This is a genomic window from Micromonospora sp. NPDC005206 (assembly GCF_040608175.1).
In the GTDB taxonomy this organism is placed as follows: Bacteria; Actinomycetota; Actinomycetes; order Mycobacteriales; family Micromonosporaceae; genus Micromonospora.
The window spans coordinates 125,207-149,168 of sequence record NZ_JBEXHU010000009.1 but is presented as its reverse complement, the minus strand read 5'-3'; the positions used below and the strand labels follow the sequence as shown (position 1 = coordinate 149,168).

Sequence of the window (23,962 nt, the reverse complement as noted above, 5' to 3'; positions counted from 1 at the left end):
GCGTGCCCGGCGCACGAAGCGGTGATGATGTCCCGGTGGGGGAGGAACCAGGCACCGAGGACAGGACAGCCGGCCGGCCGCGGCGGTCACCGGGTGCGTCGCGTACCGCGGCGCCACGTGGCCCGGACGACAAGCGCGGCCCGGACGACAAGCGCGGCGCCGAGCCGGGCGGGGGGCCGCGCGCGCCGGACCCGGTCGCTGCCGCGCCGCTGCGCGGGCTGGACGCGGCCGATGGGCTCGCGGCGCTGCGAGGCCTGCTGGACCGGCCGCTGGCCTCCTACTACCTGCTGCTGTCCAGCGCCGGCCTGCTGCTGCTGATCGGGCTGACCATGGTCTTCTCGGCGACCAGCGTGAAGGACTACGCCGAGGACGGCAACGCCTCGGCCTCGGTGACCAAGCAGGCCATCTTCGCGGTGATCGGCATCGGGGTGTTCTGGGCCTGCCAACGGTTGCCCGCCAGCACCTACCGATCCCTGGGTCGGCCATTGCTGATCACCTCGGTCGCACTGCTGCTGGTGCTGAACCTGCTGGTCGCCTACGCCCGGCTCACCGGTCAGCGGTCGGCCGGGTTCGGGCCGGTCGAGGCGCGACTGAACTGGCTGTTCGTCGGCGGGATCCAGCTCCAGCCGTCCGAGCTGGCCAAGTTCGCGATGGTGCTCTGGGGTGCGTACCTGGTCGCCCGCAAGGGTGCCGCGCTGGGTTGGTGGCGCGAGCTGGCCACCCCGCTCTTCCCGGTGGTCGGCCTGCTCTTCGTCCTGGTCGGTTACAACGACACGGGCACCATGCTCTGTCTGCTGGCCCTGGTGGTGGGTCTGCTCTGGGCCGCCGGCGTCCGGATGCGGGTCTTCGGCGTGCTGACGGTGGTCGGTCTGCTCGGCGTCGGCCTGCTCATCGCGGTGGCATCGCTGGGCGCCGGCTCCGGCGAGCAGGGCGAGGAGAACTACCGCTTCGCCCGGCTGGCCATGTTCTTCAACCCGCCGGACCCGGAGAAGTGCAAGCTCGACGGCTGCCTCCAGTTCTACCAGGGTCGACTGGCCATCGAGCACGGCGGCTGGTTCGGCGTCGGGCTGGGCAAGAGCAGCCTCAAGTGGGACTGGCTGCCCGAGGCGCACAACGACTTCATCTTCGCGATCATCGCCGAGGAGTTGGGCGTGATCGGCTGCGTGGTGGTGCTCAGCCTGTTCGCGGTGCTCGCGTACACCGGGCTGCGGATCGCCCGGCGGGTCGACGACCCGTTCCGCCGGCTCGCCGCCGCCGCGGTGACCACCTGGCTGGTGAGCCAGGCCGTGATCAATATCGGTGGGGTGGTCGGGCTGCTGCCGATCACCGGCCTGCCGCTGCCGTTCATCTCCGACGGCGGAAGTGCCCTGGTCGTGACGTTGGCGGCGATCGGCATGCTGGCGTCCTTCGCGCGCGCCGAACCCGATGCGGCCAGAGCACTGCATGCCCGTCCGCCGGCCCGGTGGGTCCGACTACTCTGGGCCCCGTTGCCGCCGCTTCCCGGTCGGCGTCGCCGGCCGGCGACGCCGTCGGCTGGCCGAGGGTCCGTGCCCCGGTCCCGCGAACGGCGACAGGACGACCAGGCCGCACCGCGCGGGGTCCGGCAGGACCGGCGCCGCGGGGGTACGGCGAGCGAGAGGAGACGCTGATGGGTCCGCTGCGTTCGGTGGTGCTCGCGGGAGGTGGCACCGGGGGGCACGTCTACCCGCTGCTCGCCTTCGCCGACTGCCTGCGCCGACACGACCCGGGCGTCCGGATCACCTGCCTCGGCACACCACGCGGCATGGAGAACGAGCTGATCCCGCCGCACGGCTACGACCTGCGGCAGATCCCGGCGTACCAGCTGCCCCGGTCGGTCAACATGAACCTGGTCCGCACCCCGGGCCGGATGTGGACCGCGGCGCGCGCCGCGGGCAAGGTGATCGACGAGGTGCGCGCCGACGTGGTGGTCGGCTTCGGCGGGTACGTCTCGGTGCCGGCCTACCTCGCCGCCTGGCGCCGGGAGCTGCCCATGGTGATCCACGAGGTGAACGTGCCGGCGGGTGTGGCCAACCGGCTGGGCATGAAGTTCACCAAGAACGTCGCGGTCGGGTTCCCGCACCAACCGGTCCAGGCCGAGGCGCTGCGCGACGCCACCGTGGTCGGCGTGCCACTGCGCCGCAACATCGCCACACTGGACCGGTACGCGCTGCGCAACGCCGCCCGCGCGCACTTCGGGCTCCGCCCCGACCTGCCGGTGCTCTTCGTCGCCGGCGGTTCGTCGGGCGCCCGCTCGATCAACCTGGCGGTCTCCGGGGCGGCCAAGGAACTGGCCCGCAACGGCGTGCAGGTGCTGCACGTGATGGGCGCCCGCAACGAGCCGGTGCCGATCCCCACCGACCTGCCGGTGCCGTACGTGACGCTGCCGTACCTGTCGGAGATGGAGCTGGGCTACGCCGCCGCCGACCTGATGCTGGGCCGGGGCGGGGCGATGACCTGCGCCGAGGTGGCCGCGATCGGGTTGCCCACGATCTACGTGCCGTACCCGCACAGCAACCAGGAGCAGAAGCGCAACGCGCTGCCCGTGGTGGAGGCCGGCGGTGGGCTGCTGGTCGACGACACGGAGCTGACCCCGGCCTGGCTGGAGCGCACCGTCATCCCGCTGATCCGTGACCCGCAGCGGCTGTACGCGATGGGCGCCGCGGCGGCCGCCTACGGGCGGCGCGACGGTGACGAGGCGCTGCGTTCGTTCGTCATCCAGGCGGTGGCCCGATGACCGCGCAGTTCACCCCGGCCGGCACGCTGACCGCCGAGGACCTGGGCGCGGTTCACCTGATCGGAGTGGGTGGGGTGGGCATGCTCGGCGTGGCCCGGCTGCTGCTCACCCGGGGCATCCGGGTGTCCGGCAGCGACCTGCGTGAGTGGCCCTCGCTGGCGGGGCTGCGGGCGCTCGGCGGCACCATCTACCTCAGCCACGAGGCGACCAACCTCGATGGCGTGGACACCGTCGTCTACTCCTCGGCCATCTCGCAGGACCACCTGGAGCTGGTCGAGGCCCGCCGTCGCGGTCTGCGGGTGCTGCACCGCTCGGAGGCCCTCGCGGCGGCCATGACGGGCCGCCGCGCGATCGCGGTGGCCGGCACCCACGGCAAGACCACCACCACCTCGATGGTGACCATGGTGCTCCAGCAGGCCGGGGTGGACCCGTCGTTCGTGATCGGCGGGGAGATCTCCGAGGTCGGCTCGGGCGCCCACCACGGCACCGGTGAGCACTTCGTGGTCGAGGCCGACGAGAGCGACCGCTCGTTCCTCATCTACCGCCCGTACGTCTCGATCATCACCAACGTCGAGGCGGACCACCTGAACACCTACGGCGACTACGCGACGCTGGAGGCGGCGTTCGTCGAGTTCGCCCGGCTCACCGACCCGGACGGGTTCATCATCACCTGCGCCGACGACCCGGGCGGGCGGCGGCTGGCGGAGACCCTGCGCGCCGAGGGGCGGCGGGTGCACACGTACGGCGAGGCGGCCGACGCCGACCTGCGACTGACCGAGATCGTCTCGTCCGCGCGCGGGGTGCGCTACCTGGCCGCGATCGACGGCCGGTCGCTGGGCGAGTTCCGGTTGCCGGTGCCGGGGCGGCACATGGGGCTGAACAGCGCCTCCGCGGTGCTGGCCGCGTACCTGCTGGATCTGCCGCTGCCGGCGGCGGAGGCGGCGCTGGCGGTCTTCCCCGGCGTGCGGCGGCGCTTCGAGCGCAAGGGTGTCGCGGACGGCGTGCTGGTCTACGACGAGTACGCCTACCACCCGACCTCGATGACGCTGGCGTTGCAGACGCTGCGTGAGGTGGCCGGGGAGGGGCGGCTGATCGTGGTCTTCCAGCCGTACCGGCTGTACCGCACCCGCGACTCCCAGGCGGAGATCGCCGAGGCGCTGGCCATCGCCGACGAGGTGGTGCTGCTGGAGGTCTTCGGGCCGGGCGAGCTGCGCCAGCCCGGTGAGGGCTCGGCGGCGCTGATCGAGGCGGTGGCGCTGCCCGCCGACCGGAAGGTCTTCGTCGACTCCTGGGAGGAGGCGCCGGTCGAGGTGATCCGCCGGGCCCGCGAGGGCGACGTGGTGGTGACCATGGGCGCCCCGCCGATTTCGCTGATGGGTGACGAGCTGCTGGCCGGCCTGCTCGCGCGCGCCGGCTCCGCGCCGACCGCGACCGTCGACCCGGTGGCCCCCGCCCCCGCCCCCGCGGTCGGTGGTCCGGTGCCCGGCGGGGCGACCGCCGGTGGCGACGGAGCGGCCCTCGGTGGCACCGCCGCACCGGACGGCGCGGCGCCCACGGCCGGATGAGCCCCGGCCCGGCCCGAGGGCGGACAAGCGCCGCCGACGGCGGCGCTGCGCGACGCGGTCCGGTCCGGCGCTGGCAGCTGGTCCGGGCCGGCCGTGACGCGGTCCCACCGTCGACCCGCCGGTTCATGGCCCGGGCCCGCCAGCGCCGGATGCGCGCGGCGCTGCCGTGGGCGGTGGCCGCCGGGGTGCTCGCGCTGGCCGGGCTGGTCGCCTGGACGGTGCTCGGCACCGGGCTGTTCGGGGTCCGCGAGGTGAAGGTGGAGGGTGCCGGCCTGGTCACCCCGGTGCAGGTGCGCGATGCGGTCGGGGTGCCGGACGGGGTGCCGCTGGCCCGGGTGGACCTGGCCGCCGCCGCCCGGCGGGTCGGTGCGTTGGCGCCGGTGGAGCGGGCCACGGTGTCGCGGGACTGGCCGGGCGCGCTGGTGGTCCGGGTGACCGAGCGGACTCCGGTGGCGGCGGTGCCGCAGGGGGAGGCGTTCGCCCTGGTCGACGGGGCCGGGGTGGCGTTCCGGACGGTCGCCCGACGCCCCGCCGAGCTGCCGTTGGTGAAGGTGGCTCGACCGGCCGCCGACGATCCGGGCACCCGGGCCGCGCTCGAGGTGCTCGTCGCGCTGACCCCGCAGCTGCGTGGCGAGCTGGTGGACGTGACCGTGGAGGGGTTGGCTCGAATCAGCCTGCGGTTGCGCGGTGACCGGACGGTGGTGTGGGGCGACGCGACCCGGAGCACGGACAAGGCCCGGGTGGCCACCGCGCTGCTCGGCGAGGACACCGACCGGATCGACGTGAGCGCACCGGATGTGGTGACCTTCCGCTGACCGAGGGGCTTGCCGCGAGGTGCGGAAAGGTGACTCGTTGCGCTCCGGGCGGCGACACGCCGGTCGGGTCCTTGGCTCATCGCGCGGCGGCGCTTACGTTGCCCCGAAGAGGATCAGTGGTTGACATAACTGTAAGCCTCTAGTAGAGGGTGATGGTTCAGCTCTGATCCTCGCTGGTGACAGCTGTCGTCGGCCGCTGGTCTGGCCACGCCGTACCCGGTCGGCCGAAGCCAATCTCGAAGGAAAGGACCGGAGATGACACCTCCGCACAACTACCTGGCGGTCATCAAGGTCGTCGGCATCGGGGGCGGCGGCGTCAACGCCGTCAACCGGATGATCGAGGTTGGGCTCAAGGGCGTCGAGTTCATCGCGATCAACACGGATGCCCAGGCGCTGCTGATGAGTGACGCGGACGTCAAGCTGGACGTCGGCCGGGAGCTGACCCGGGGGCTGGGCGCCGGCGCCAACCCGGACGTCGGCAAGAACGCCGCCGAGGACCACCGGGACGAGATCGAGGAGGTGCTCAAGGGCGCCGACATGGTCTTCGTGACCTGCGGTGAGGGCGGCGGCACCGGCACCGGTGGCGCGCCCGTGGTGGCGAACATCGCCCGCAAGCTCGGCGCGCTGACCATCGGTGTGGTGACCCGGCCGTTCTCCTTCGAGGGTAAGCGCCGTCAGGTGCAGGCCGAGTCCGGAATAGACGAACTCCGCAACCAGTGCGACACCCTGATCGTCATCCCCAACGACCGCCTGCTGGCGCTGGGCGACCGCGGCATCAGCATGATGGACGCGTTCCGCACCGCCGACCAGGTGCTGCTTTCCGGTGTGCAGGGCATCACCGACCTGATCACCACCCCGGGTCTGATCAACCTGGACTTCGCCGACGTCAAGAGCGTGATGAGCGGTGCCGGCAGCGCGTTGATGGGCATCGGCAGCGCCCGCGGCGAGAACCGCGCGGTCGAGGCGGCCGAGGCGGCCATCTCCAGCCCGCTGCTCGAGCAGAGCATGGACGGCGCCCGCGGCGTGCTGCTCTCCATCGCCGGCGGCTCCGACCTGGGCCTGTTCGAGATCAACGACGCGGCCCAGCTGGTCACCGACGCGGCCCACCCGGACGCCAACATCATCTTCGGCGCCGTGATCGACGACGCGCTCGGTGACGAGGTGCGGGTGACGGTCATCGCGGCGGGCTTCGACGGGGGAGCGCCGGCGTACAAGGCGGCCGAGCCGGCCCGCAAGACCAACACCAACCAGCCGGCGGCGCAGAGCGCCCCGGTCCCGGCACCGGCCACCATGCCGGCGCCGACCCAGTCGCCGCGCCGGGTGCTCTTCGACGACGTGGACGTGCCCGACTTCCTCAAGAACGGGTCCTGAGCACCGCCGATGACCGACAGCTCAGCCACGGTACGACCGGACCGGCGCGCCGAACTCGCGGCCGGCCTGGCCCAGGTCCGGGCCCGCATCGCCGACGCCTGCGCCAGCGCCGGCCGGGATCGTGCCGACGTCACGATGATCGCGGTCACCAAGACCTACCCGGCCAGCGACGTGCTGGCGCTGGCCGGGCTCGGGGTGACCGACGTGGGAGAGAACCGCGACCAGGAGGCGGCCGGCAAGGCCGCCGAGGTCGCCGCGGCCGGGGTGAGCCCGCGCTGGCACTTCATCGGCCAGTTGCAGCGCAACAAGGCCCGCTCGGTGGTCCGGTACGCCGACGTGGTGCACTCCGTCGACAGTGTCCGGCTGGCCCGGGCGCTGGCCACCGCGGCGGCCGGGCGGGAGCGACCGCTGGCCGCCCTGATCCAGGTGAGCATCGACGGCGACCCGGCCCGGGGCGGCGCGTTGCCGGGCTCGGCCGACCCGGGCGTCGGGTTGGAGCCGGTGGCCGAGGCGGTCGTCGACTCGCCGACGATGCGGTTGGCCGGCCTGATGGCGGTGGCGCCACTGGGTTGGGCGCCGGAGCGGGCCTTCGCCCGGCTGGCCGAGGTGGCCGAGGCGTTTCGCTTGGTCCATCCGGGAGCGGTCGCGTTGTCCGCCGGAATGAGCGGCGACCTGGAAATCGCGATCCAATACGGCGCGACACATGTCCGCGTCGGTAGCGCGTTGCTCGGAATGCGCCCCACGCTGCGGTAGCCTGACCGCGAGAGAAGCAAATTACATCAGTGTTGTTTCAGGAACGGCGTCTCCCAGTCGGGGGTCGTGGCGCGCGACGCGAATCGCGCGCCAGGGGGATTGCCGTTCCGGTCCGATGGGCATGTTTGTCCACTCGCGACGGGCGACATGGCACGGGGGCGCGTGCCGCACGGCGGACGGAAGGGCGCGGGATGGGTGCACTGCGCAAGGCGGGGGTCTGGCTCGGTCTGGTCGAAGAGGACGATGAGCGGGCCTACGACGACGGTGGCTACGACAAGGGTGGCTACCGCGACTCGCGTTACCGGCAGAGCCGGTACGCCGAGGAGTTCGCCGACGAGGACGACGAGGACACCGAGGAGCCGCCGGCTCCCCGGCCGCGGGCCGGCGAGCGGAGTCGGCTCTCCGAGCGTTCGAACGGGCGGGTCGGTGACTCCGACCGGGGCGACGGCGAGCGTCCGGAGCGGGTCGAGCGGTCCAGCGTCCGGTCGATCACCAGGTCCTCGGCTGGCGAGACCTCCGGCGCGCTGACGTACCACACCCGGGACAACCTTGCCCTCGCGCCGCAGGTCACGGCACGGGAGCGGGCGCCCGAGGAGGAGCAGCGTTACCAGATCACCACGCTGCACCCGACCACGTACCGGGAGGCGCGCACCATCGGTGAGCACTTCCGCGACGGGGTTCCGGTGATCATCAACCTCACCGAGATGGATGAGGCCGATGCCCGCCGTCTGGTTGACTTCGCCGCCGGGCTGGCGTTCGGGCTGCGCGGTACGATCGAGCGCGTGACCAATCGGGTGTTCCTGCTCTCACCGGCCAATGTCCAGGTCACCGCGGAGGACAAGGCCAAGATCGCTGAGGGCGGCTTTTTCAGTCTGAGTTGATCGCCCGACCCGAGGGACGTCGCTGACCGTGTTGTCGATCTTGCTGCAAGTGTTGTACCTGATCCTTTATGTCTTCCTGCTCCTTCTTCTGTCCCGGTTTGTGCTGAGCGCCGTCCTGCAGTACGGCCGCCGGTGGCAGCCGGGGCGCAGAGCATCGGCGGGACTGGAATCCGTGTGGAGCGTCACTGATCCCCCTCTCAACGCGTTGAGGCGTGTGATCCCTCCGCTGCGAATTGGTACCGTGAGCATTGACCTGGCCTCCCTTGTGCTCCTGGTTATCCTGTTCGTGCTGATGGAGTTCGTGTTAGGGCCGTCGATCAGGGCATCTGCCTGATGACCGACGCGCTTTCGCGGCCGCAACTGACCCGAGGAGTTTCGATGCCGCTGACCCCGGCCGACGTACACAACGTCGCCTTCAAAAAGCCGCCGATCGGCAAGCGGGGGTATGACGAGGAGGAGGTCGACGCTTTCCTGGACGAGGTTGAGCGCGAGCTCGCCCGTCTCATCGAGGAGAACAACGAGCTGCGCGCCCAGGTGGAGCGCGGCGGCCGTGGCGGTGCCCCCGCCGGCCCCGGCGGCGACGCCCGACTCGCGGCGGAGCTCAACGACGTCAAGGCACAGCTGGACCGGGTGCAGCGCGACAAGGCAGCGGCCGAGCAGGCCGCCCGCGCCATGCAGTCCGAGCTGGAGCAGGTCCGCGCGACCGGCGGCCCGGGTGCGGTCACCGGTGACGGTGAGCAGCAGGCCCTGCGGGTGCTGATGATGGCCCAGCGCACCGCCGACGACCACGTGTCCGACGCGCGTCGCGAGGCCGACCAGCTCCTGTCCGAGGCCCGCGGCAAGGCCGAGGAGGTGACCCGCGAGGCTCGCGCGAAGGCCGACGCCCTGGAGCGGGACGCCCGCCAGCGGCACCAGGAGGCCATGGGCGGCCTGGACGCCAAGCGCACGGCGCTGCAGAAGCACATCGAGGAGCTCAAGCAGTTCGAGCGCGAGTACCGCACCCGGCTCAAGGCGTACCTGGAGAGCCAGCTGCGTGACCTCGACGGTCGCGGCCAGGGCCTCGAAGCCGAGATGACCCGCTCCGAGGCAGGCCGGGTCGCCGGCGGCAACGGGCTGGCCGCCGCGGGTCTCGCCGGTTCGTACGGCGGCGGGCGCTCCGGCGCCCTCGAAGCCGGACGCTGAGCACCGGCCGGCGATCGCTGTCCGCAGATGGTGACGGTCGCCGGCCCCGCCTGGACGGTACGACGCGGCGGGGGTGAGCCGTGATAGTCGCGAGTCTCCTGCTCATCCTCGTCGCGGTGGTGCTACTGGTGCTCGGCCTGGCCGGTGGTTCCAGCATTATGTTGATCATCTCCATCGCGGCCAGTCTGCTGGCCGCCGTGGCGTTGGTGGTGGGCGCCCGCCAGGCAGCCGCCAACCGCGTCATGGCGGAGCCCGGCCGGACCGGCCGGCGGAGCCCCGGAGCACCCCGCACGGCCAACCAGGCCGGGCCGGGAGTCGCGTACGGGCCGCCGCTGGTCGAGCCGGAAGTGCCAATCCAGCACATGCCCACGACGGTCGGTACCGGCGGCACCGGGTGGCGGCAACCACCCGAGCCGCCGGCCGACCAGGGGCCACCGTTCGCGACCGCCGACCACGCTTCCAACGCCTCGTCCGCCAGTCAGGCGTCGCCCTTCCCGGCGCCGGCCGACGAGGCGTCCGGCGTCGATGCGCCAACGGCCGATGGCATGAGGGACGAGGAGCCGGCCGCGCAGCCGGTCACCCCCGCCGAGGCGGCCCGGGTGGCCCGGCTGCCCGACCCCGTCCAGGTGGTGGACGGTCGCCCCCGCTACCACCTCGCCAGTTGCCCGCACCTCGTCGGCCGGGCGTCGGAGACGCTCCCGGTCGCCGAGGCCGTCGAGCTCGGCTTCACCCCGTGCGCGCAGTGTGCGCCGGCCACCGCCCTGCTCGCCGACGCCCGACCGATCTGAAGCGGCACCGGTGCCCGCGCAGGACACGCTCACCGTGGCGGTGCGGGTGAAGCCCGGCTCCTCCCGGGACCGGGTCGGGGGCCGGTTCGACGGCCCGCACGGCCCGGCCCTGGTGATCGCGGTGCACGCCCCGGCCGTGGACGGTCGGGCCACCGAGGCCGCCCGCCGGGCGTTGGCCGGCGCGTTGGGCGTCCGGCCGGCTTCGGTGTCACTGCGTACCGGCGCGGCCAGCCGGGACAAGCTGTTCCTCGTCGACCGTCCCGGCCCGGAGCTGTCCGGGGTGCTGCGCCGGCTGCGCGACGGATCCGTGGGGTGAGGAACGTCCGGGCCAGGCAACCGTGACGCCCGGGCTGGATATCGCGCTGCTGCTCGGCGCGGGGGTGCTGCTCGTGGCGGTCGGCGCGGTCCGGCTCTCCACCCGGCTCGGGGTGCCCAGCCTCCTGGTCTACCTGGCGCTGGGCGTGGCGATCGGCGAGGCCGGGCTGGGCATCCGCTTCGACGACGTCGAGCTGACCCGGACCCTCGGCTTCTGCGCGCTGATCGTGATCATCGCGGAGGGTGGCCTGACCGCCCGGTGGAGCACGTTGCGGCCGGTCCTCGGGCTGTCCGCAGCACTGTCCACGGTGGGTGTGGTGGTCAGCATCGTGCTGGTCGGCGTCGCCCTGCACCTGCTGCTCGGGCTGGACTGGCGGCTGGCGCTGCTCTACGGCGCGGTGCTCTCCTCCACCGACGCGGCCGCCGTCTTCGCGACCCTGCGCCGGCTGCGCCTGCCGCCCCGGCTGGTGGCGACGCTGGAGGCCGAGTCGGGCATGAACGACGCCCCGGTGGTGCTGCTGGTGGTGCTGCTGTCCCACCGGGGCTTGTCGCACCCGTGGTGGTACGAGGCCGCCCTGGTCACCTACGAGCTGGGTGTCGGGGCCGCGGTGGGGGTCTGCGCCGGTGTCGCCGGCACCTGGGCGCTGCGCCGGGCGGCGCTGCCCTCGGCCGGGCTGTATCCGATCGCCGCGGTGGGGATCACGGTGTTGGCGTACGCCGCGGGAGCGGTGCTGCACGCCTCGGGGTTCCTCGCCGTCTACGTAGCCGGGGTGCTGCTGGGCAACGCCCGGCTGCCGCACCGGCAGGCGATCCTCGGCTTCGCCGATGGGCTGGCCTGGCTCGCCCAGATCGGTCTGTTCGTGCTGCTCGGGCTGCTGGCCTCGCCGGGCCGGCTGGACGCGGCGGTGCTGCCGGCGGTGGTCGCCGGGCTGGCGCTGGTGCTGCTGGCCCGGCCGCTGTCGGTGGTCGTGTCGGCGCTGCCGTTCCGGGTCGGCCTGCGCGAGCAGGCGTTCCTGTCCTGGGCGGGGCTGCGCGGGGCGGTGCCGATCGTGCTGGCCACCATTCCGCTCTCCGAGCGGGTGCCCGGCGCGGAGCGCCTCTTCGACGCGGTCTTCGTGCTGGTGGTGATCTTCACGCTGGTGCAGACCGGGACGCTCGGGCCGCTCTCCCGCCGGCTGCGGATCACCGCGCCGGCCGAGGCCACCGAGATCCACGTGGAGACCGCCCCGCTGGAGCGGATGCGGGCCGATCTGCTCCAGTTGGAGGTGCCGACGGGCTCGCGGTTGGCCGGCGTGCACGTCGACGAGTTGCGGCTGCCGCTGGGTGCCTCGGTCACCCTGGTGCTGCGGGACGGGGTGGGTTTCGTGCCCGGTCCGGACACCCGGCTGAAGACCGGCGACAGCCTGTTGATCGTCGCCACCGGCGGGGTACGCGACGCCGCCGAGCGCCGGTTGCGGGCCGTCAGCAGGCGGGGTCGGCTGGCCCGGTGGTTTGGTGAGTACGGCGATGAGGCGGACCTTTGATCTGCTAGCGTTCCTTTTGCCCCAGTTAGGCAGGGCTCGGGGCTCTTAAGCGGTGCGACGGTGCGGCACGTTGTCGGACGCCTGTACGTTCCGTATTCTTGCCAACCTCCGGAGTGCGCGGCCATCGTCGCCGCGCGCCCCTTTTCGTACATAGGGGACGCCCTGGTCGGCGCCCCCTGACCAGGTGCCGCGGTCCACGCGGTTCCGCGGCCGAGGGAGCGACCCATGGCGAAGCCAGCCGACACCAGGACCGCCGGCCGCAAGCCGGTGGCCAAGGCCACCCGCAGCGCGGCGGAGACCGAGAAGATCCGGGCGGCGTTGGCGGCGCGGCGGGACGAGCTTCGCGCCGAGTACGATCAGACGCTGAGTGAGATCACCGAGCTGCAGCGCGATCGGCTGACCGACTTGGCCGGGGACGACCAGGCCGACACCGGCACCAAGACGCTCGAGCGGGAGCAGGAGATCTCTCTCGCCAACAGCATCCTGGAAAGGATCACGCAGGTTGAGCGCGCCCTGGAGCGCCTCGACGAGGGTGGTTACGGCTGGTGCGAGCGGTGCGGCAACCCGATTCCGGTCGAGCGCCTCGCCGCTTTCCCGTCGGCCACCCTGTGTGTGACGTGCAAGCAGCTGGAGGAGCGGCGCTGAGGTCCGCTCCCCGGCGGCGATGAGACGGTGAGCGATCACCGCCGAGACTGTCGATGGGGAGCGCATGACCGCAGTACCGTCCGCCGAACCCGGCCGTACCGACCCGGGCGGCGACAAACCCCGGCCGAGGGCCGTCGCGATCCTCGCCGGGGTCGCCCTGGTGGCCCTGCTGGCCGACCTGGTCACCAAGCACCTCGCGCTGGCCACGCTGACCGACCGGGAGCCGGTCCGGCTGCTCGGCGGGGTGGTCTATTTCAGTCTGACCCGCAACAGCGGTGCGGCGTGGAGCATCGGCGCGGACCACACCTGGGTCTTCCCGCTGATCACCATCGGGGTGGTCGGTTGGATCGTCTGGATGGCGCTGCGGCTGCGGTCGCTGCCCTGGGCGATCTCCCTCGGGCTGGTGCTCGGCGGCGCGCTGGGCAACCTCGTCGACCGGATCTTCCGGGCGCCCTCCCCGTTCCACGGGCACGTGGTCGACATGGTCAGCCTCTTCGACCCGTACGGCCAGGTCTGGCCGGTGTTCAACCTTGCCGACAGCTCGCTGGTCTGCGGTGTGCTGCTGGCCGTGCTGCTGGAGTTGACCGGCCGCCAGCGTGACGGCCGACGGGTCGGCCGCGACGGCGACCCCGCCGACGCGAGCGCCACCCAGGACGCCGACCAGCGGGAGCGGGCGTGACCTCCGCGTTCGCCGCCGGCGGCGACCACCGTTCACTGCCCGTGCCGGACGGGCTCGACGGGATGCGCCTGGACCAGGCGGTGTCCCGGCTGTTCGGGCTCTCCCGTACCGCCGCCGCGGCCCTGGTCGATGCCGGGGACGCGCTGGTCGACGGCACCGCCCGGGCCAACTCGCACAAGGTCAAGGCCGGCTCCTGGCTGGACGTCACGCTTCCCGCGCCGGTCGCCCCGCCGATCGTGGTGCCGCAGGCGGTGCCGGGCCTGCGGGTCGTGTACGCCGACGACGACATCGTGGTGGTGGACAAACCGGTCGGCGTGGCCGCGCACCCGAGCCCGGGCTGGACCGGCCCGACGGTGATCGGCGCCCTCGCCGCGATCGGGCACCGCATCTCCACCAGCGGCGCCGCCGAACGGCAGGGCGTCGTGCACCGGCTGGACGTGGGCACCACCGGGATCATGGTGGTGGCCAAGAGCGAGCAGGCGTACACCGCGTTGAAGCGGGCCTTCAAGTACCGCGAGGTGGACAAGGGCTACCACGCGGTGGTGCAGGGGCACCTGGACCCGCTGCGCGGCACCGTCGACGCGCCGATCGACCGGCACCCCACCCACGACTACCGCTGGGCCGTGGTCTCCGGCGGCAAGCCGAGCATCACCCACTACGACACGCTGGAGGCGTTCCCGGCGGCCAGCCTGGTCGACGTCCGCCTGGAGACTGGCCGCACCCACCAGATCCGGGTGCACTTCTCAACCCTGCGGCACCCCTGTGTGGGCGACCTCACCTACGGCGCCGATCCCACCCTGTCGGCCCGGCTTGGGCTGGCCCGACAGTGGCTGCACGCCCGCGAGTTGAGCTTTCTGCACCCCCGAACGGGGGACGAGGTCCGGTTCGTCAGCGACTACCCTGACGACCTGGACCGCGCGCTTCAGATCCTGCGTGACTGAGCGGCGACCGCCCGACACCGATCCGACGAGGGGATCCCGCCCGTGCGCGCCGGCGACCTGCTGCGGCAGCTGGACCAACGGCTGCTGCCGCCGCTGACCCGGGCCGTGGCCCGGCTGGGCGACCGGTCGGCGCGGTCCGGGGTGCTCACCTGGGCCGCGCTGCTCTCCTCGGCGGCGGTGTTGGGCACCGCGGTCTGGGCCGTCGACGACGCTCCGGTCGGCGACCGGACCGTGGGCGAGGTGACCCGGGTCGGGGTGGTCGACGGCGACTCCGTCCCCGGCTACCTGCGGTCCGCCGCGGCCGACCTGGCCGCGCTGCCCACGGCGGCCCCGGCCACCGGGGAGGGGACCTACGCCCTGGTCACGCTGGATGCGTACCTGCCGCCGCAGCGACTGGCGGCGGTGCTCGGCGACGTGTCGGTCTCGACGGTGTTCGGGCGGGTCCCGCTGCCCGGCCGGCAGACCGAGATCGTCAAGATTCCCGCGCTGCGGGTGCCGGACGACGTGGTCGCCGGAATGGCGCAGGTGGCCGCCCGCAAGGACGCCGAAGCCGCGGACTACCGGGCGAAGGCCGCCGCGGTGAGCGGCGACGGCGCGGACGTGCGGGAGCTGCGCGAGCGGTACGCCAGCGGTGCGGCCGTGGCGGCGGCCGAGGCGGCCGGGTACCGGACCGGCTGCGCCTGCGTGTACGCGGCGGTGGTGCGGGCGGCGCCGGTGGCGCTGCGCGGTGTGGCGACCCGGCCGGACGTGCGGGCGGTCGACCCCGCCCCCGAGGTGTACCGGCTGGACCGCACGGTCTTCACGCCGCCACTGCCCGAGCAGCAGGACGTGGTCCGCCCGCCGGCCGACACCGGGCCGAGCGCGGAGCCGACCCCGGAGGTGCCGGTTGAGTCGCCGCCGGTCGCGCCGGTGCCCTCGGCAACGATGGGCGAATCGTCGGAACCCGCACCGGTCGTGACGATCCCATCACCCGAACCGTCGACGACCGGTCCCACCGAGTCGGCCCCGCCGAGCGTCACCACCTCGCCGGACGCCACCGGCACCGGGCCACCGACGCCCTCCCCGTCGTGATCTGCGCCGGGTGGTGTGCGTGCCGTGGTGTGGTCCGAATAGGGTTTCCTTCGTAGCCTGTCAGACGGAGATCGATGGCGCTGGGAGGGCGGGCCGTGGAGGGCAGTGAGACCGGCTGGGGCCGGCCGGCCGAACCAGCGCCGAGGTGGCGGGCGCTGCTGGACCGCGCCCGGCACGGCGCCCGCGCCCCCGAGCAGACCGAACCGGAGCGGCGAGCCGACGAACCGCCGCCGGATCCGTTGCCGCGGCGCGCGGCCCCCGACGGCTACGCCGGGCGGGCGTCGGCCATCGGGCATCCGGCCGAGCTGTCGTACGGCGCGGACCCGGGTTACCGGGCCGAGGCGACCTACCGGGTCGACCCCGCCTATCGGGCCGAGCCGGCGTACCGGCCGGAGCCGGACCACCGGGGCGAGCCGGGTTACCGGGCCGAGCCGGCGTATCGGGCCGAGCCGGCCTACCGCGCCGAGCCCGCGTACCGCGCTGAGCCGGCGTACCGTCCGGAGCCGGGCTATCGGGCGGAGCCGGCGTACCGGCCCGAGCCCGAGCCGCCGTCCCGCCAGGCCGAGCCGGTCGAGTCGCGTTACGCGATGCTGGACAACGGTTACCGGCACGGCAACCCGCCGGTGGAGTCCCGGTACGCGCTGCTGGAGACCGGTTACCAGCCGGAGACCGGCTACCCCGTGCCCCCGCCGTCCCCGTCCGCCCCGCCGGTCACGCCGCCGCCGGCCCCGCCGGTCGTCCCACCGCCCGCTCCGCCGATCAGCTCGGCCATCGCCGAGCGCGGCTACCCGCCGCGTATCGAATGGCGTCCGCAGGGCGTCGACCAGGAGTTGGAGCGGGCCACCGGGGTGCTCCGCCGCGACCTCGGCACTCCGCGGGTGTTCGCGTTCGCCAACCCCAAGGGCGGGGTGCACAAGACCACCGCGACGGTGCTCGCCGCGGCCACGGTCGGCAGCGTGCGGGGGCGGGGCGTGCTGGCCTGGGACGACAACGAGCTGCGCGGCACCCTCGGGCTGCGCGCCGGCAGCGCCCGGCACGCCCGGACCATCCGCCACCTGATCACTGAGCTGGCCCAGATCGAGATCCTGGAGGGCTCGACCCTGCTGGAGCGGCTGGACGACTTCCTGCGGCACGCCTCCGACGGCTCGTACGACGTGCTCGCCGGCGAGGAGAGCCCGCGCTTCGCCCAACGGCTGGACCAGTTCACCGTTCGGCGGGTGCTGGAGCTGCTGCGGCGTACCCACGACGTGGTCTGCGTGGACACCGGCAACAACGTGGAGAGCGCCAACTGGCGCACCGTGATGCAGGCCGCCGACCAGTTGGTGGTGACCACCGTGCCGCGTGAGGACGCGGCGTTCAGCGCCGACTGGATGCTCGACCTGCTGCACGAGGAGGGCATGGGAGAGCTGGCCGACAACGCGATCACGCTCATCTCCTGCCCCACGCCGGGCCGCTCCGCCCTGCAGGACGACCTGGAACGGCACTTCGCCACCCGTACCCGCGCGGTGGCCGTGGTGCCCTACGACCCGGCGCTCGAGACCGGGTCGTCGATCGAGTATCACCAGCTCCAGTCGGAGACCAGGCAGGCGTGGCTGCGCGCCGCCTCGGTCATGGTGGAGCCGTTCGCCCGCTGACCGGAGGCGGTGCGGTCACGTCATCGGGCGGGAGCGCGGATGACCGTGCACGGCCCGGGCGGCGAGCTGAGAGGATCATCGGGTGAACCCCGACAGCCCCGAATCCGACCGGCCCACGCCGCCCGGCGTCGAGTCGTCCGCGCCATCGACACCGGCCGACCCGGTAACGGACCAGCGTGCCGGCGGGGGGCCACCGGACGTGGACGCGGATTTCGGCGCCGTCCCGGCCGATCCGCCGCGCAGGCCGGCGCGGACCGGGGTGACGGTGGCCGGTGTCGTGCTCGCGCTGGCCGTGCTGGGTGCGCCGCTCGGGCTGCTCTGGGCCGCGCTCGCGCCCGACACCCCGGTGCTCAAGACCGCTGAGGGCGCGATCTACGCCGAGCCGCAGCCGGAGCAGCCGATCGCCGCGGACGGCTGGTTCAGCCTGCTCGGGCTCGCCTTCGGGGTGCTCGCGGCGCTCGGCCTGTGGTTCGTGCTGCGCCGCCGGCGCGGCCCCGTCGGGCTGATCGCCGCCGTGCTGGGCGCGCTGGCCGCCGCGCCGGTGGCCTGGCAGGTGGGTCGGCGGATCGGCCTGGCGACCTTCGACCGGCTGCTGGACACCGCCCCGGCCGGCCAGGCCTTCACCAAACCCGCCGACCTGCGGGCCGGCGGCGTCGACTGGTTGCTCGGCGTGCTGCCGGTGCCGCACGGCAACCTGCTGCTGCCGGCGTTCGGTGCCGCGATCACGTACACCCTGCTGGCCGGCTGGTCGCGCTGGCCGTCGCTGCGCCCGGAGCCGGAGCCCGACCCGACCGCGTTCAGTTGGGTGTCGGCGGGGACGCCAGCTCCGCCAGCGGCACCGGAACCGCCCGCACCTGACGCAGCAGAGCCGCCTCGCGGTTGAGCAGCCGCAGCTCGGCGCGGAGCCGGGCGGCGGTGTCGTCGATCGCCAGGAGCCGCTGCCGGTCGTCCACGGTCAGCGCCGCGGTCGCCGCCACGAGGTGGGAGAGCACGGTCGGGTCCTCGGGGAGCTGCTCGGAGATCTCCTCCGGGTCGGACCGGACCAGGCCCAGGTATTGCCGGAACACGGCGATCACCCGGGCGGCCAGCAGGTCGGCCACCTCGTCCGGCCCGGCCGGCTCGGGCAGCCACTCGACCTCGGCGGTCAGGTACGGCGCGGAGCTCTCGTCGACCTCGGCGATCCGGAACCGGCGCCGCCCGACCGTGACGATGTCGAAGCCCCCGTCGGCCAGCTCGGTCACCTGGCGCAGCTCGGCGGTGCAGCCGACCTCGTGCAGGGTGACCTCGCCGCCGGCGGGTGTGGGCCGGGCGCCGGGACCGGCCGGCGCCACCTCCCAGCCGGCCTGGATGGCGACCACCCCGAACTCGCGCGAGGCGCCCTCGGGCAGGCCGACCAGGTGCCGGACCAGGGCTCGGTAACGCTCCTCGAAGATGTGCAGTGGCAGCACCAACCCGGGAAAGAGCACCGTTGCGAGCGGGAACACCGGCAGCCGTGCGGTCACAGGTGGAGCCTAGCCAATCTCGCCCACGTCGGCGTGGCCCGGCTCACCGTCCCGGCGGACGGGCGGCCCGGGTGCGCTCCGGTCCGGCCGCCTAGACTCGCAAGGGTGCTGAATCGGATCGACCTGCGCAATGGTCTCGGTGACCCGCGCCGCCTGCTGCCCCGTGCCCAGCTCGACGTGTCGGTTGCCGTCGAGCGGATCCGGCCGCTCGTGGAGGCGGTCCGGGAGCATGGGTACCCGGCGATCCGGGAGGCCAGTGAGCGGTTCGACGGCGTCTCCCCGGAGGTGCTGCGGGTGCCGGTCGAGGCGATCGCCGAGGCCGAGGGGGTGCTCGACCCGGACGTGCGCGCCGCGCTGCTGGAGTCGATCAGCCGCGCCCGCCGGGTGCACGCCGACCAGCGGCGTACCGAGCACACCACCCAGGTGGTGCCCGGCGGCACGGTCACCGAGCGGTGGCTGCCGGTCGACCGGGTCGGGCTCTACGTCCCCGGTGGGCTGGCCATGTACCCGTCGACCGTCGTGATGAACGTGGTGCCGGCCCAGGCGGCCGGGGTGCGCTCGCTGGTGGTGGTCAGCCCACCGCAGAAGGACAACGGCGGCCTGCCCGACCCCCGGGTGCTCGCCGCGTGCGCGCTGCTCGGCGTCGACGAGGTCTACGCCGTGGGCGGCGCCCAGGCGGTGGCGATGCTGGCGTACGGGGCGGCGGTGGATCCGGCGGGCGACGCGCGCTGCGAGCCGGTCGATCTGGTCACCGGCCCGGGCAACATCTGGGTGACCGCCGCCAAGCGGCTGCTGCGGGGCGTCGTCGGCATCGACGCCGAGGCCGGTCCGACCGAGATCGCCATCCTGGCCGACGACACCGCCGACCCGGCGCACGTGGCCGCCGACCTGATCAGCCAGGCCGAGCACGACCCGCTCGCCGCGAGCGTGCTGGTCACGCCGTCGGTGGCGCTGGTCGAGGCGGTCGAGCGGGAGCTGGCCCGGCAGGTGCCGGCGACCAAGCACACCGAGCGGGTCACCACGGCGCTGACCGGCGAGCAGAGCGGCGTGGTCCTGGTCGACGACCTCGAGGCCGGGCTGCGGGTGGTCGACGCGTACGCGGCCGAGCACCTGGAGATCCAGACGGTCGACGCCCGCGAGTGGGCGCTGCGGGTACGCAACGCCGGAGCGATCTTCGTGGGTGCCTGGTCGCCGGTGTCGCTCGGCGACTACTGCGCCGGCTCCAACCACGTGCTGCCCACCGGCGGCTGCGCCCGGCACTCGTCGGGGCTGTCCGTGCAGTCCTTCCTGCGCGGCGTGCACCTGATCGAGTACACCCAGGCCGCGCTGCGCGAGGTGGCCCCGCACGTGGTCACCCTGGCCACCGTGGAGGACCTGCCCGCGCACGGCCAGGCCGTCCGGGCCCGCTTCCCCGGGGGGTCGGCGTGAGCTCACTCGACGACCTGCCGATCCGCGACGACCTGCGCGGGCTGTCGCCGTACGGCGCGCCGCAGCTGGACGTGCCGGTGCGGTTGAACACGAACGAGAACTCCTACCCGGTGCCGGAGCCGGTGGCCGACGCGATCGGCAAGGCGCTCGCGGCCGAGCTGCGCGACCTGAACCGCTACCCGGACCGGGACGCGGTGGCGCTCCGCGCCGACCTGGCCGGGTACCTCGGGCACGGGCTCACCGTCGAGCAGGTGTGGGCGGCCAACGGCTCCAACGAGATCCAGCAGCAGCTGCTCCAGGCGTTCGGCGGTCCGGGCCGCAGCGCGCTCGGCTTCGTGCCGGCGTACTCGATGCACCCGCTGCTGGCCCTCGGCACCGGCACCCGGTGGGTGCCGGCCCGGCGCGGCGTCGACTTCGGGTTGACCGCCGACGAGGCGGTGGCCCAGGTCCGTGAGCACCGGCCCGACGTGGTCTTCCTCTGCTCGCCGAACAACCCCACCGGCACCGCGCTGGCCCCGGCGGTCATCGCCGCCGTGCTGGACGTCGCGCCCGGCATGGTGGTGGTCGACGAGGCGTACGCCGAGTTCGCCCGGCCCGGCACGGTCAGCGCGTTGGCCGTGCTGCCGGGGCACCCGCGGCTGGTGGTGACCCGGACGATGAGCAAGGCGTTCGGCTTCGCCGGCGGACGACTGGGCTACCTGGCGGCCGACGCGGCGGTGGTGCAGGCGGTGCAACTGGTCCGGCTGCCGTACCACCTCTCCGTGCTGACCCAGGCCGCCGCCCGCGCGGCACTGGCCCACCGGGACGCCCTGCTCGGTACGGTGAGCGCGATCATGGCGCAGCGGGACCGGATCGTGGCGACGCTGCGTGGTCGGGGGCTGCGGGTGGCCGACAGCGACGCCAACTTCGTGCTCTTCGAGGTGGGCGGCGACCAGGGCGCCGCCTGGCGCGCACTGCTGGCGCAGGGGGTGCTCGTCCGCGACGTCGGCCTGCCCGGCTGGCTGCGGGTCACCGCCGGCACCCCCGCCGAGACCGACGCCTTCCTTTCTGCGATGGAGACATTCTGATGAGCCGGACCGCCCGGGTGGAGCGGATCACCAAGGAGACCAAGGTCCTCGTCGAGATCGACCTCGACGGCACCGGCACGGCCGAGATCAGCACCGGGGTCGGTTTCTACGACCACATGCTGCACCAGATCGCCCGGCACGGCGGCTACGACCTGACCGTGCGCACCGTCGGCGACCTGGAGATCGACGCGCACCACACCATGGAGGACACCGCGCTCGCCCTGGGCGCCGCGTTCGACCAGGCGCTGGGCGACAAGGCCGGCATCCGGCGGTACGGCTCGGCGACCGTCCCGATGGACGAGGTGCTGGTCCGGGCCGCCGTGGACCTGTCCGGCCGGCCGTACGTGGTGCACGACGAGCCGGCGCTGGCGCCGTACATCGGCCCGGTGTACCCGACCAGCATGACCCGGCACATCTGGGAGTCCTTCGGCCAGGCGGCCCGGATCACCCTGCACGTCGACGTGCTGCGGGCGTCCCTGCCGGGCGGCAACCCGGACGCGCACCACGTGGTGGAGGCGCAGTTCAAGGCGGTCTCCCGGGCGCTGCGCGAGGCCACCGCGATCGACCCGCGGGCGGCGGGCGCGATCCCGAGCACGAAGGGCGCTCTCTGATGCGCGTGTTGCCGACGCTGTTGCTGATCCTGGCCGGGGTGCTGGTGGGCGGGGTGTGGTCGCTGTACCGGCAGGGCGCGCCGCAGGCCGCGGTGGTGGTCACCGCGCTCCTGGCCGTGTTGGCCACCGCTGGCGGGGTGCTCTGGCTGCTCCCGGACTCGGGCTCATGACCGGCGTCGTGGTGCTCGACTACGGCTCGGGCAACCTGCGTTCCGCGGAGCGGGCGCTGGCCGCCGCCGGCGCGGACGTGCGGGTGACCGACGACCTCGCGGCCGCGGCCGCGGCCGACGGTCTGGTGGTGCCGGGGGTGGGCGCCTTCGCGGCGTGCATGGCCGGGATCGAGGCGCTCGGCGCCGGCCCGGTGATCGCCGAGCGGGTGGCCGCCGACCGACCGGTGCTCGGCATCTGCGTGGGCATGCAGGTGCTCTTCGAGCACGGGGACGAACACGGTGTGGTGACCAAGGGGCTCGGTCTGCTGCCGGGCGGGGTGACCCGGCTGGCCGCGACCCGGCTGCCACACATGGGCTGGAACACGGTCCGGGCGCCCCGGGACTCGGTGCTCTTCGCGGGCATGCCGGCGCAGAGCAGGTTCTACTTCGTCCACTCGTACGCGATGGGTGACCCGGCGGCGCTGGCCGCGACCGGCGCCACGGTGACCACGGCCCACCACGACACCGATTTCGTCGCCGCGGTGGAGCGTGGTCCGCTCTCGGCGGCACAGTTCCATCCGGAGAAGTCCGCCGACACCGGTGCCGCGCTGCTGCGTAACTGGCTCGCCACGCTGCCCAGTGGTGGCTGAGCGTCGTCGCCGCCCGGCGCTCGCCCGGCGGGGGTCGCGGTGAGCCGGGAACGGGCGCGCCGCCGGGCGGAACGCGAGGCCGAGCAGGCCCGGGAGCGGGCGGTCCGGCAGCGCCGGGTGGCCCGCCGGCAGCGTCGCCGGGCGGTGGTTCGCCGGTTGACGCCGCAGCTGCGGCGGGGCCGGTCCGGTCGGTTGGCCCGGCACACCCGGGGCGAGCGTGCCGCTATCGTGCTGCTCACCGGGGCGGCGCTGATCCTGATCTGGACGTTCGTCGACGATCTGGCGCTGCGCATCGCGCTGATCGTGCTGTTGCTGCTCGTACTGCCGGCGGTCGTGGTGATCGCCCTGGACCGCCGTACCTGATCGAGGAGAAGACGTGAGCCTCACCCTGTTACCCGCCGTGGATGTCGCCGACGGCCGGGCCGTCCGGCTCGTGCAGGGCGCCGTCGGTAGCGAGAGCATCTACGGCGACCCGCTCGACGCCGCACTGGCCTGGCAGCGCGACGGCGCAGAGTGGATCCACCTGGTGGATCTGGACGCGGCGTTCGGACGGGGCACCAACGCGCACCTGCTCGCCGAGGTGGTGCGCCAGCTCGACGTGCAGGTGGAGCTCTCCGGCGGCATCCGGGACGATGAGTCGCTACGTGCGGCGTTGGGCACCGGGGCGGCCCGGGTGAACATTGGCACCGCGGCCCTGGAGGACCCGGTCTGGTGCGACCGGGTGGTCGGGGAGTACGGCGACCGGGTCGCCATCGGGCTGGACGTGCGTGGTCGTACCCTCTCGGCGCGTGGCTGGACCCGTGACGGCGGTGACCTGTACGAGGTGCTGGAGCGGCTGGACAAGGCGGGCGCCAGCCGGTACGTGGTCACCGACATCACCAAGGACGGCACCATGCGCGGGCCGAACCTGGACCTGCTGCGCGAGGTGTGCGGCCACACCGACGCTCCGGTGATCGCGTCCGGCGGTGTGTCCACACTGGACGATCTGCGGGCGCTGGCGACCCTGGAGCCGCTCGGGGTGGAGGGTGTGATCGCGGGCAAGGCGCTCTACGCGGGCGCCTTCACGGTGGCCGAGGCGCTGCGGACGCTGGCCGAGGTGTAACAGCCACCCGGCTCGGACCGTGGTCACGACCGCACCGCGACCAGATCGGTTGTGCACAACTTAATTGTGGGCTACGGTTCAGCGGTGACCGATGACCTGGTGCTGCGCCGGCAGGTGTGCTTCGCGCTCTACGCCGCGTCGCGCGCCCTGACCGACGTCTACCGGCCGATCCTCGACCGGTTCGGCCTGACCTACCCGCAGTACCTGGTGCTGCTGGTGCTCTGGGAGCGCCCCGACGACGCCCCCACGGTCTCCGAGCTGGGCGCCGAGCTGCGGCTGGACTCCGGCACGCTCTCGCCGCTGCTCAAGCGGCTGGAGGGGGCGGGCCTGGTGGTGCGGCGGCGGTCGGCGCGCGACGAGCGACGGGTCGAGGTGGGCCTCACCGAGCAGGGCCGGGCGCTGCGGCAGCAGGTGGACGAAATCCCGCTGCAGATCGCCCGGGCCACCGGGCTCGACATCGCCGAGCTGGTCGCGCTGCGCGACACCCTCACCCGGGTCACCGACACCATCCAACGACAGAAGGAGCAGTGACCAT

27 protein-coding genes are annotated in these 23,962 nt (G+C 73.6%); 26 read left to right on the top strand and 1 reads right to left on the bottom strand.

Going from position 1 to position 23,962, the window contains the following annotated elements; translation table 11 throughout:
• Positions 1 to 209 precede the first annotated feature (209 nt).
• The 18 genes from ABZU69_RS15565 (at position 210) to ABZU69_RS15480 (ending at position 17,801) form a co-directional block, all read left to right on the top strand.
• The gene (locus ABZU69_RS15565) at positions 210 to 1,649 is read left to right on the top strand and encodes a putative peptidoglycan glycosyltransferase FtsW (protein ID WP_354965123.1); all 1,440 of its coding nucleotides are present in this window, start codon (positions 210 to 212) and stop codon (positions 1,647 to 1,649) included.
• Positions 1,649 to 2,755, top strand: coding sequence for an undecaprenyldiphospho-muramoylpentapeptide beta-N-acetylglucosaminyltransferase (murG, locus tag ABZU69_RS15560; RefSeq protein ID WP_354964999.1), 1,107 nt, complete (start codon positions 1,649 to 1,651; stop codon positions 2,753 to 2,755). The genes ABZU69_RS15565 and murG overlap by 1 nt, the downstream gene beginning before the upstream one ends.
• The gene (gene murC, locus ABZU69_RS15555; RefSeq protein WP_354964998.1) at positions 2,752 to 4,320 is read left to right on the top strand and encodes a UDP-N-acetylmuramate--L-alanine ligase; all 1,569 of its coding nucleotides are present in this window, start codon (positions 2,752 to 2,754) and stop codon (positions 4,318 to 4,320) included. Before murG ends, murC begins: the two co-directional genes overlap by 4 nt.
• Positions 4,317 to 5,135, top strand: coding sequence for an FtsQ-type POTRA domain-containing protein (locus tag ABZU69_RS15550; RefSeq protein ID WP_354964997.1), 819 nt, complete (start codon positions 4,317 to 4,319; stop codon positions 5,133 to 5,135). The genes murC and ABZU69_RS15550 overlap by 4 nt, the downstream gene beginning before the upstream one ends.
• 255 nt (positions 5,136 to 5,390) lie before the next feature.
• A complete protein-coding gene (ftsZ, locus tag ABZU69_RS15545; protein ID WP_089019751.1) occupies positions 5,391 to 6,506 on the top strand; it encodes a cell division protein FtsZ in 1,116 nt (371 codons plus the stop codon).
• A 9-nt stretch (positions 6,507 to 6,515) separates the two neighbouring features.
• Complete coding sequence (locus ABZU69_RS15540; RefSeq protein ID WP_354964996.1) at positions 6,516 to 7,259, top strand: YggS family pyridoxal phosphate-dependent enzyme; 744 nt, start codon at positions 6,516 to 6,518, stop codon at positions 7,257 to 7,259.
• A 191-nt stretch (positions 7,260 to 7,450) separates the two neighbouring features.
• A complete protein-coding gene (gene sepF, locus ABZU69_RS15535) occupies positions 7,451 to 8,140 on the top strand; it encodes a cell division protein SepF (RefSeq protein WP_354964995.1) in 690 nt (229 codons plus the stop codon).
• Positions 8,141 to 8,168: 28 nt separating this feature from the next.
• Positions 8,169 to 8,474 (top strand): YggT family protein, encoded by a 306-nt coding sequence (locus ABZU69_RS15530; RefSeq protein WP_354964994.1) that lies wholly within the window; start codon positions 8,169 to 8,171, stop codon positions 8,472 to 8,474.
• 44 nt (positions 8,475 to 8,518) lie between these two features.
• Entirely contained in the window at positions 8,519 to 9,322 is an 804-nt protein-coding gene (locus ABZU69_RS15525; protein WP_210911619.1) for a DivIVA domain-containing protein, read from the top strand.
• An 80-nt stretch (positions 9,323 to 9,402) separates the two neighbouring features.
• Positions 9,403 to 10,110, top strand: coding sequence for a hypothetical protein (locus ABZU69_RS15520; RefSeq protein WP_354964993.1), 708 nt, complete (start codon positions 9,403 to 9,405; stop codon positions 10,108 to 10,110).
• 10 nt (positions 10,111 to 10,120) lie between these two features.
• Entirely contained in the window at positions 10,121 to 10,426 is a 306-nt protein-coding gene (locus ABZU69_RS15515) for a DUF167 domain-containing protein (protein ID WP_354964992.1), read from the top strand.
• A gap of 22 nt (positions 10,427 to 10,448) precedes the next feature.
• Positions 10,449 to 11,948: a potassium/proton antiporter gene (locus tag ABZU69_RS15510; RefSeq protein WP_354964991.1), complete on the top strand. Its 1,500-nt coding sequence runs from the start codon at positions 10,449 to 10,451 to the stop codon at positions 11,946 to 11,948.
• A 225-nt stretch (positions 11,949 to 12,173) separates the two neighbouring features.
• On the top strand, positions 12,174 to 12,593 hold the full coding sequence (locus tag ABZU69_RS15505; RefSeq protein ID WP_354964990.1) for a TraR/DksA C4-type zinc finger protein: 420 nt from the start codon (positions 12,174 to 12,176) through the stop codon (positions 12,591 to 12,593).
• Between the two features lie 64 nt (positions 12,594 to 12,657).
• Positions 12,658 to 13,272 (top strand): signal peptidase II, encoded by a 615-nt coding sequence (gene lspA, locus ABZU69_RS15500; RefSeq protein WP_354964989.1) that lies wholly within the window; start codon positions 12,658 to 12,660, stop codon positions 13,270 to 13,272.
• Positions 13,269 to 14,213 (top strand): RluA family pseudouridine synthase, encoded by a 945-nt coding sequence (locus tag ABZU69_RS15495; protein WP_354964988.1) that lies wholly within the window; start codon positions 13,269 to 13,271, stop codon positions 14,211 to 14,213. The genes lspA and ABZU69_RS15495 overlap by 4 nt, the downstream gene beginning before the upstream one ends.
• A 42-nt stretch (positions 14,214 to 14,255) precedes the next feature.
• Positions 14,256 to 15,284 (top strand): hypothetical protein, encoded by a 1,029-nt coding sequence (locus tag ABZU69_RS15490; RefSeq protein WP_354964987.1) that lies wholly within the window; start codon positions 14,256 to 14,258, stop codon positions 15,282 to 15,284.
• 74 nt (positions 15,285 to 15,358) lie between these two features.
• Positions 15,359 to 16,918 (top strand): AAA family ATPase, encoded by a 1,560-nt coding sequence (locus ABZU69_RS15485; protein WP_354964986.1) that lies wholly within the window; start codon positions 15,359 to 15,361, stop codon positions 16,916 to 16,918.
• Between the two features lie 82 nt (positions 16,919 to 17,000).
• Positions 17,001 to 17,801, top strand: coding sequence for a DUF2567 domain-containing protein (locus ABZU69_RS15480; protein ID WP_354964985.1), 801 nt, complete (start codon positions 17,001 to 17,003; stop codon positions 17,799 to 17,801).
• On the opposite strand, the gene ABZU69_RS15475 is transcribed toward ABZU69_RS15480, so the two are convergent.
• Positions 17,716 to 18,420 carry an LON peptidase substrate-binding domain-containing protein gene (locus ABZU69_RS15475; protein ID WP_354964984.1) on the bottom strand — a complete coding sequence of 235 codons (705 nt, stop codon included), beginning with the start codon at positions 18,418 to 18,420 and terminating at the stop codon, positions 17,716 to 17,718. The two genes, ABZU69_RS15480 and ABZU69_RS15475, sit on opposite strands and share 86 nt — an antisense overlap.
• 105 nt (positions 18,421 to 18,525) lie before the next feature.
• Here ABZU69_RS15475 and hisD point away from each other — a divergent pair, with 105 nt between their 5' ends.
• The 8 genes from hisD (at position 18,526) to ABZU69_RS15435 (ending at position 23,958) form a co-directional block, all read left to right on the top strand.
• A complete protein-coding gene (hisD, locus tag ABZU69_RS15470; RefSeq protein WP_354964983.1) occupies positions 18,526 to 19,848 on the top strand; it encodes a histidinol dehydrogenase in 1,323 nt (440 codons plus the stop codon).
• On the top strand, positions 19,845 to 20,915 hold the full coding sequence (locus tag ABZU69_RS15465) for a histidinol-phosphate transaminase (RefSeq protein WP_354964982.1): 1,071 nt from the start codon (positions 19,845 to 19,847) through the stop codon (positions 20,913 to 20,915). The genes hisD and ABZU69_RS15465 overlap by 4 nt, the downstream gene beginning before the upstream one ends.
• Positions 20,915 to 21,526, top strand: a complete 612-nt coding sequence (gene hisB, locus ABZU69_RS15460) for an imidazoleglycerol-phosphate dehydratase HisB (RefSeq protein WP_354964981.1) — start codon at positions 20,915 to 20,917, stop codon at positions 21,524 to 21,526. Before ABZU69_RS15465 ends, hisB begins: the two co-directional genes overlap by 1 nt.
• Complete coding sequence (locus ABZU69_RS15455; protein WP_354964980.1) at positions 21,526 to 21,696, top strand: hypothetical protein; 171 nt, start codon at positions 21,526 to 21,528, stop codon at positions 21,694 to 21,696. The genes hisB and ABZU69_RS15455 overlap by 1 nt, the downstream gene beginning before the upstream one ends.
• Entirely contained in the window at positions 21,693 to 22,325 is a 633-nt protein-coding gene (gene hisH, locus ABZU69_RS15450) for an imidazole glycerol phosphate synthase subunit HisH (RefSeq protein WP_354964979.1), read from the top strand. The genes ABZU69_RS15455 and hisH overlap by 4 nt, the downstream gene beginning before the upstream one ends.
• Positions 22,326 to 22,364: 39 nt before the next feature.
• Positions 22,365 to 22,688, top strand: a complete 324-nt coding sequence (locus ABZU69_RS15445; RefSeq protein ID WP_089019766.1) for a hypothetical protein — start codon at positions 22,365 to 22,367, stop codon at positions 22,686 to 22,688.
• Positions 22,689 to 22,701: 13 nt separating this feature from the next.
• A complete protein-coding gene (gene priA / locus ABZU69_RS15440; RefSeq protein ID WP_354964978.1) occupies positions 22,702 to 23,427 on the top strand; it encodes a bifunctional 1-(5-phosphoribosyl)-5-((5-phosphoribosylamino)methylideneamino)imidazole-4-carboxamide isomerase/phosphoribosylanthranilate isomerase PriA in 726 nt (241 codons plus the stop codon).
• A gap of 84 nt (positions 23,428 to 23,511) precedes the next feature.
• On the top strand, positions 23,512 to 23,958 hold the full coding sequence (locus ABZU69_RS15435; RefSeq protein WP_354964977.1) for a MarR family transcriptional regulator: 447 nt from the start codon (positions 23,512 to 23,514) through the stop codon (positions 23,956 to 23,958).
• Positions 23,959 to 23,962 lie beyond the last annotated feature (4 nt).

What these genes read in the sequence shown, in the direction of transcription:
- murG (WP_354964999.1), top strand. Translation starts at nt 1,649, where the DNA reads ATGGGTCCGCTGCGTTCGGTGGTGCTCGCGGGAGGTGGCACCGGGGGG.
- murC (WP_354964998.1), top strand. Translation starts at nt 2,752, where the DNA reads ATGACCGCGCAGTTCACCCCGGCCGGCACGCTGACCGCCGAGGACCTG.
- ABZU69_RS15550 (WP_354964997.1), top strand. Translation starts at nt 4,317, where the DNA reads ATGAGCCCCGGCCCGGCCCGAGGGCGGACAAGCGCCGCCGACGGCGGC.
- ftsZ (WP_089019751.1), top strand. Translation starts at nt 5,391, where the DNA reads ATGACACCTCCGCACAACTACCTGGCGGTCATCAAGGTCGTCGGCATC.
- ABZU69_RS15540 (WP_354964996.1), top strand. Translation starts at nt 6,516, where the DNA reads ATGACCGACAGCTCAGCCACGGTACGACCGGACCGGCGCGCCGAACTC.
- sepF (WP_354964995.1), top strand. Translation starts at nt 7,451, where the DNA reads ATGGGTGCACTGCGCAAGGCGGGGGTCTGGCTCGGTCTGGTCGAAGAG.
- ABZU69_RS15525 (WP_210911619.1), top strand. Translation starts at nt 8,519, where the DNA reads ATGCCGCTGACCCCGGCCGACGTACACAACGTCGCCTTCAAAAAGCCG.
- ABZU69_RS15505 (WP_354964990.1), top strand. Translation starts at nt 12,174, where the DNA reads ATGGCGAAGCCAGCCGACACCAGGACCGCCGGCCGCAAGCCGGTGGCC.
- lspA (WP_354964989.1), top strand. Translation starts at nt 12,658, where the DNA reads ATGACCGCAGTACCGTCCGCCGAACCCGGCCGTACCGACCCGGGCGGC.
- ABZU69_RS15485 (WP_354964986.1), top strand. Translation starts at nt 15,359, where the DNA reads ATGGCGCTGGGAGGGCGGGCCGTGGAGGGCAGTGAGACCGGCTGGGGC.
- hisB (WP_354964981.1), top strand. Translation starts at nt 20,915, where the DNA reads ATGAGCCGGACCGCCCGGGTGGAGCGGATCACCAAGGAGACCAAGGTC.
- ABZU69_RS15455 (WP_354964980.1), top strand. Translation starts at nt 21,526, where the DNA reads ATGCGCGTGTTGCCGACGCTGTTGCTGATCCTGGCCGGGGTGCTGGTG.
- hisH (WP_354964979.1), top strand. Translation starts at nt 21,693, where the DNA reads ATGACCGGCGTCGTGGTGCTCGACTACGGCTCGGGCAACCTGCGTTCC.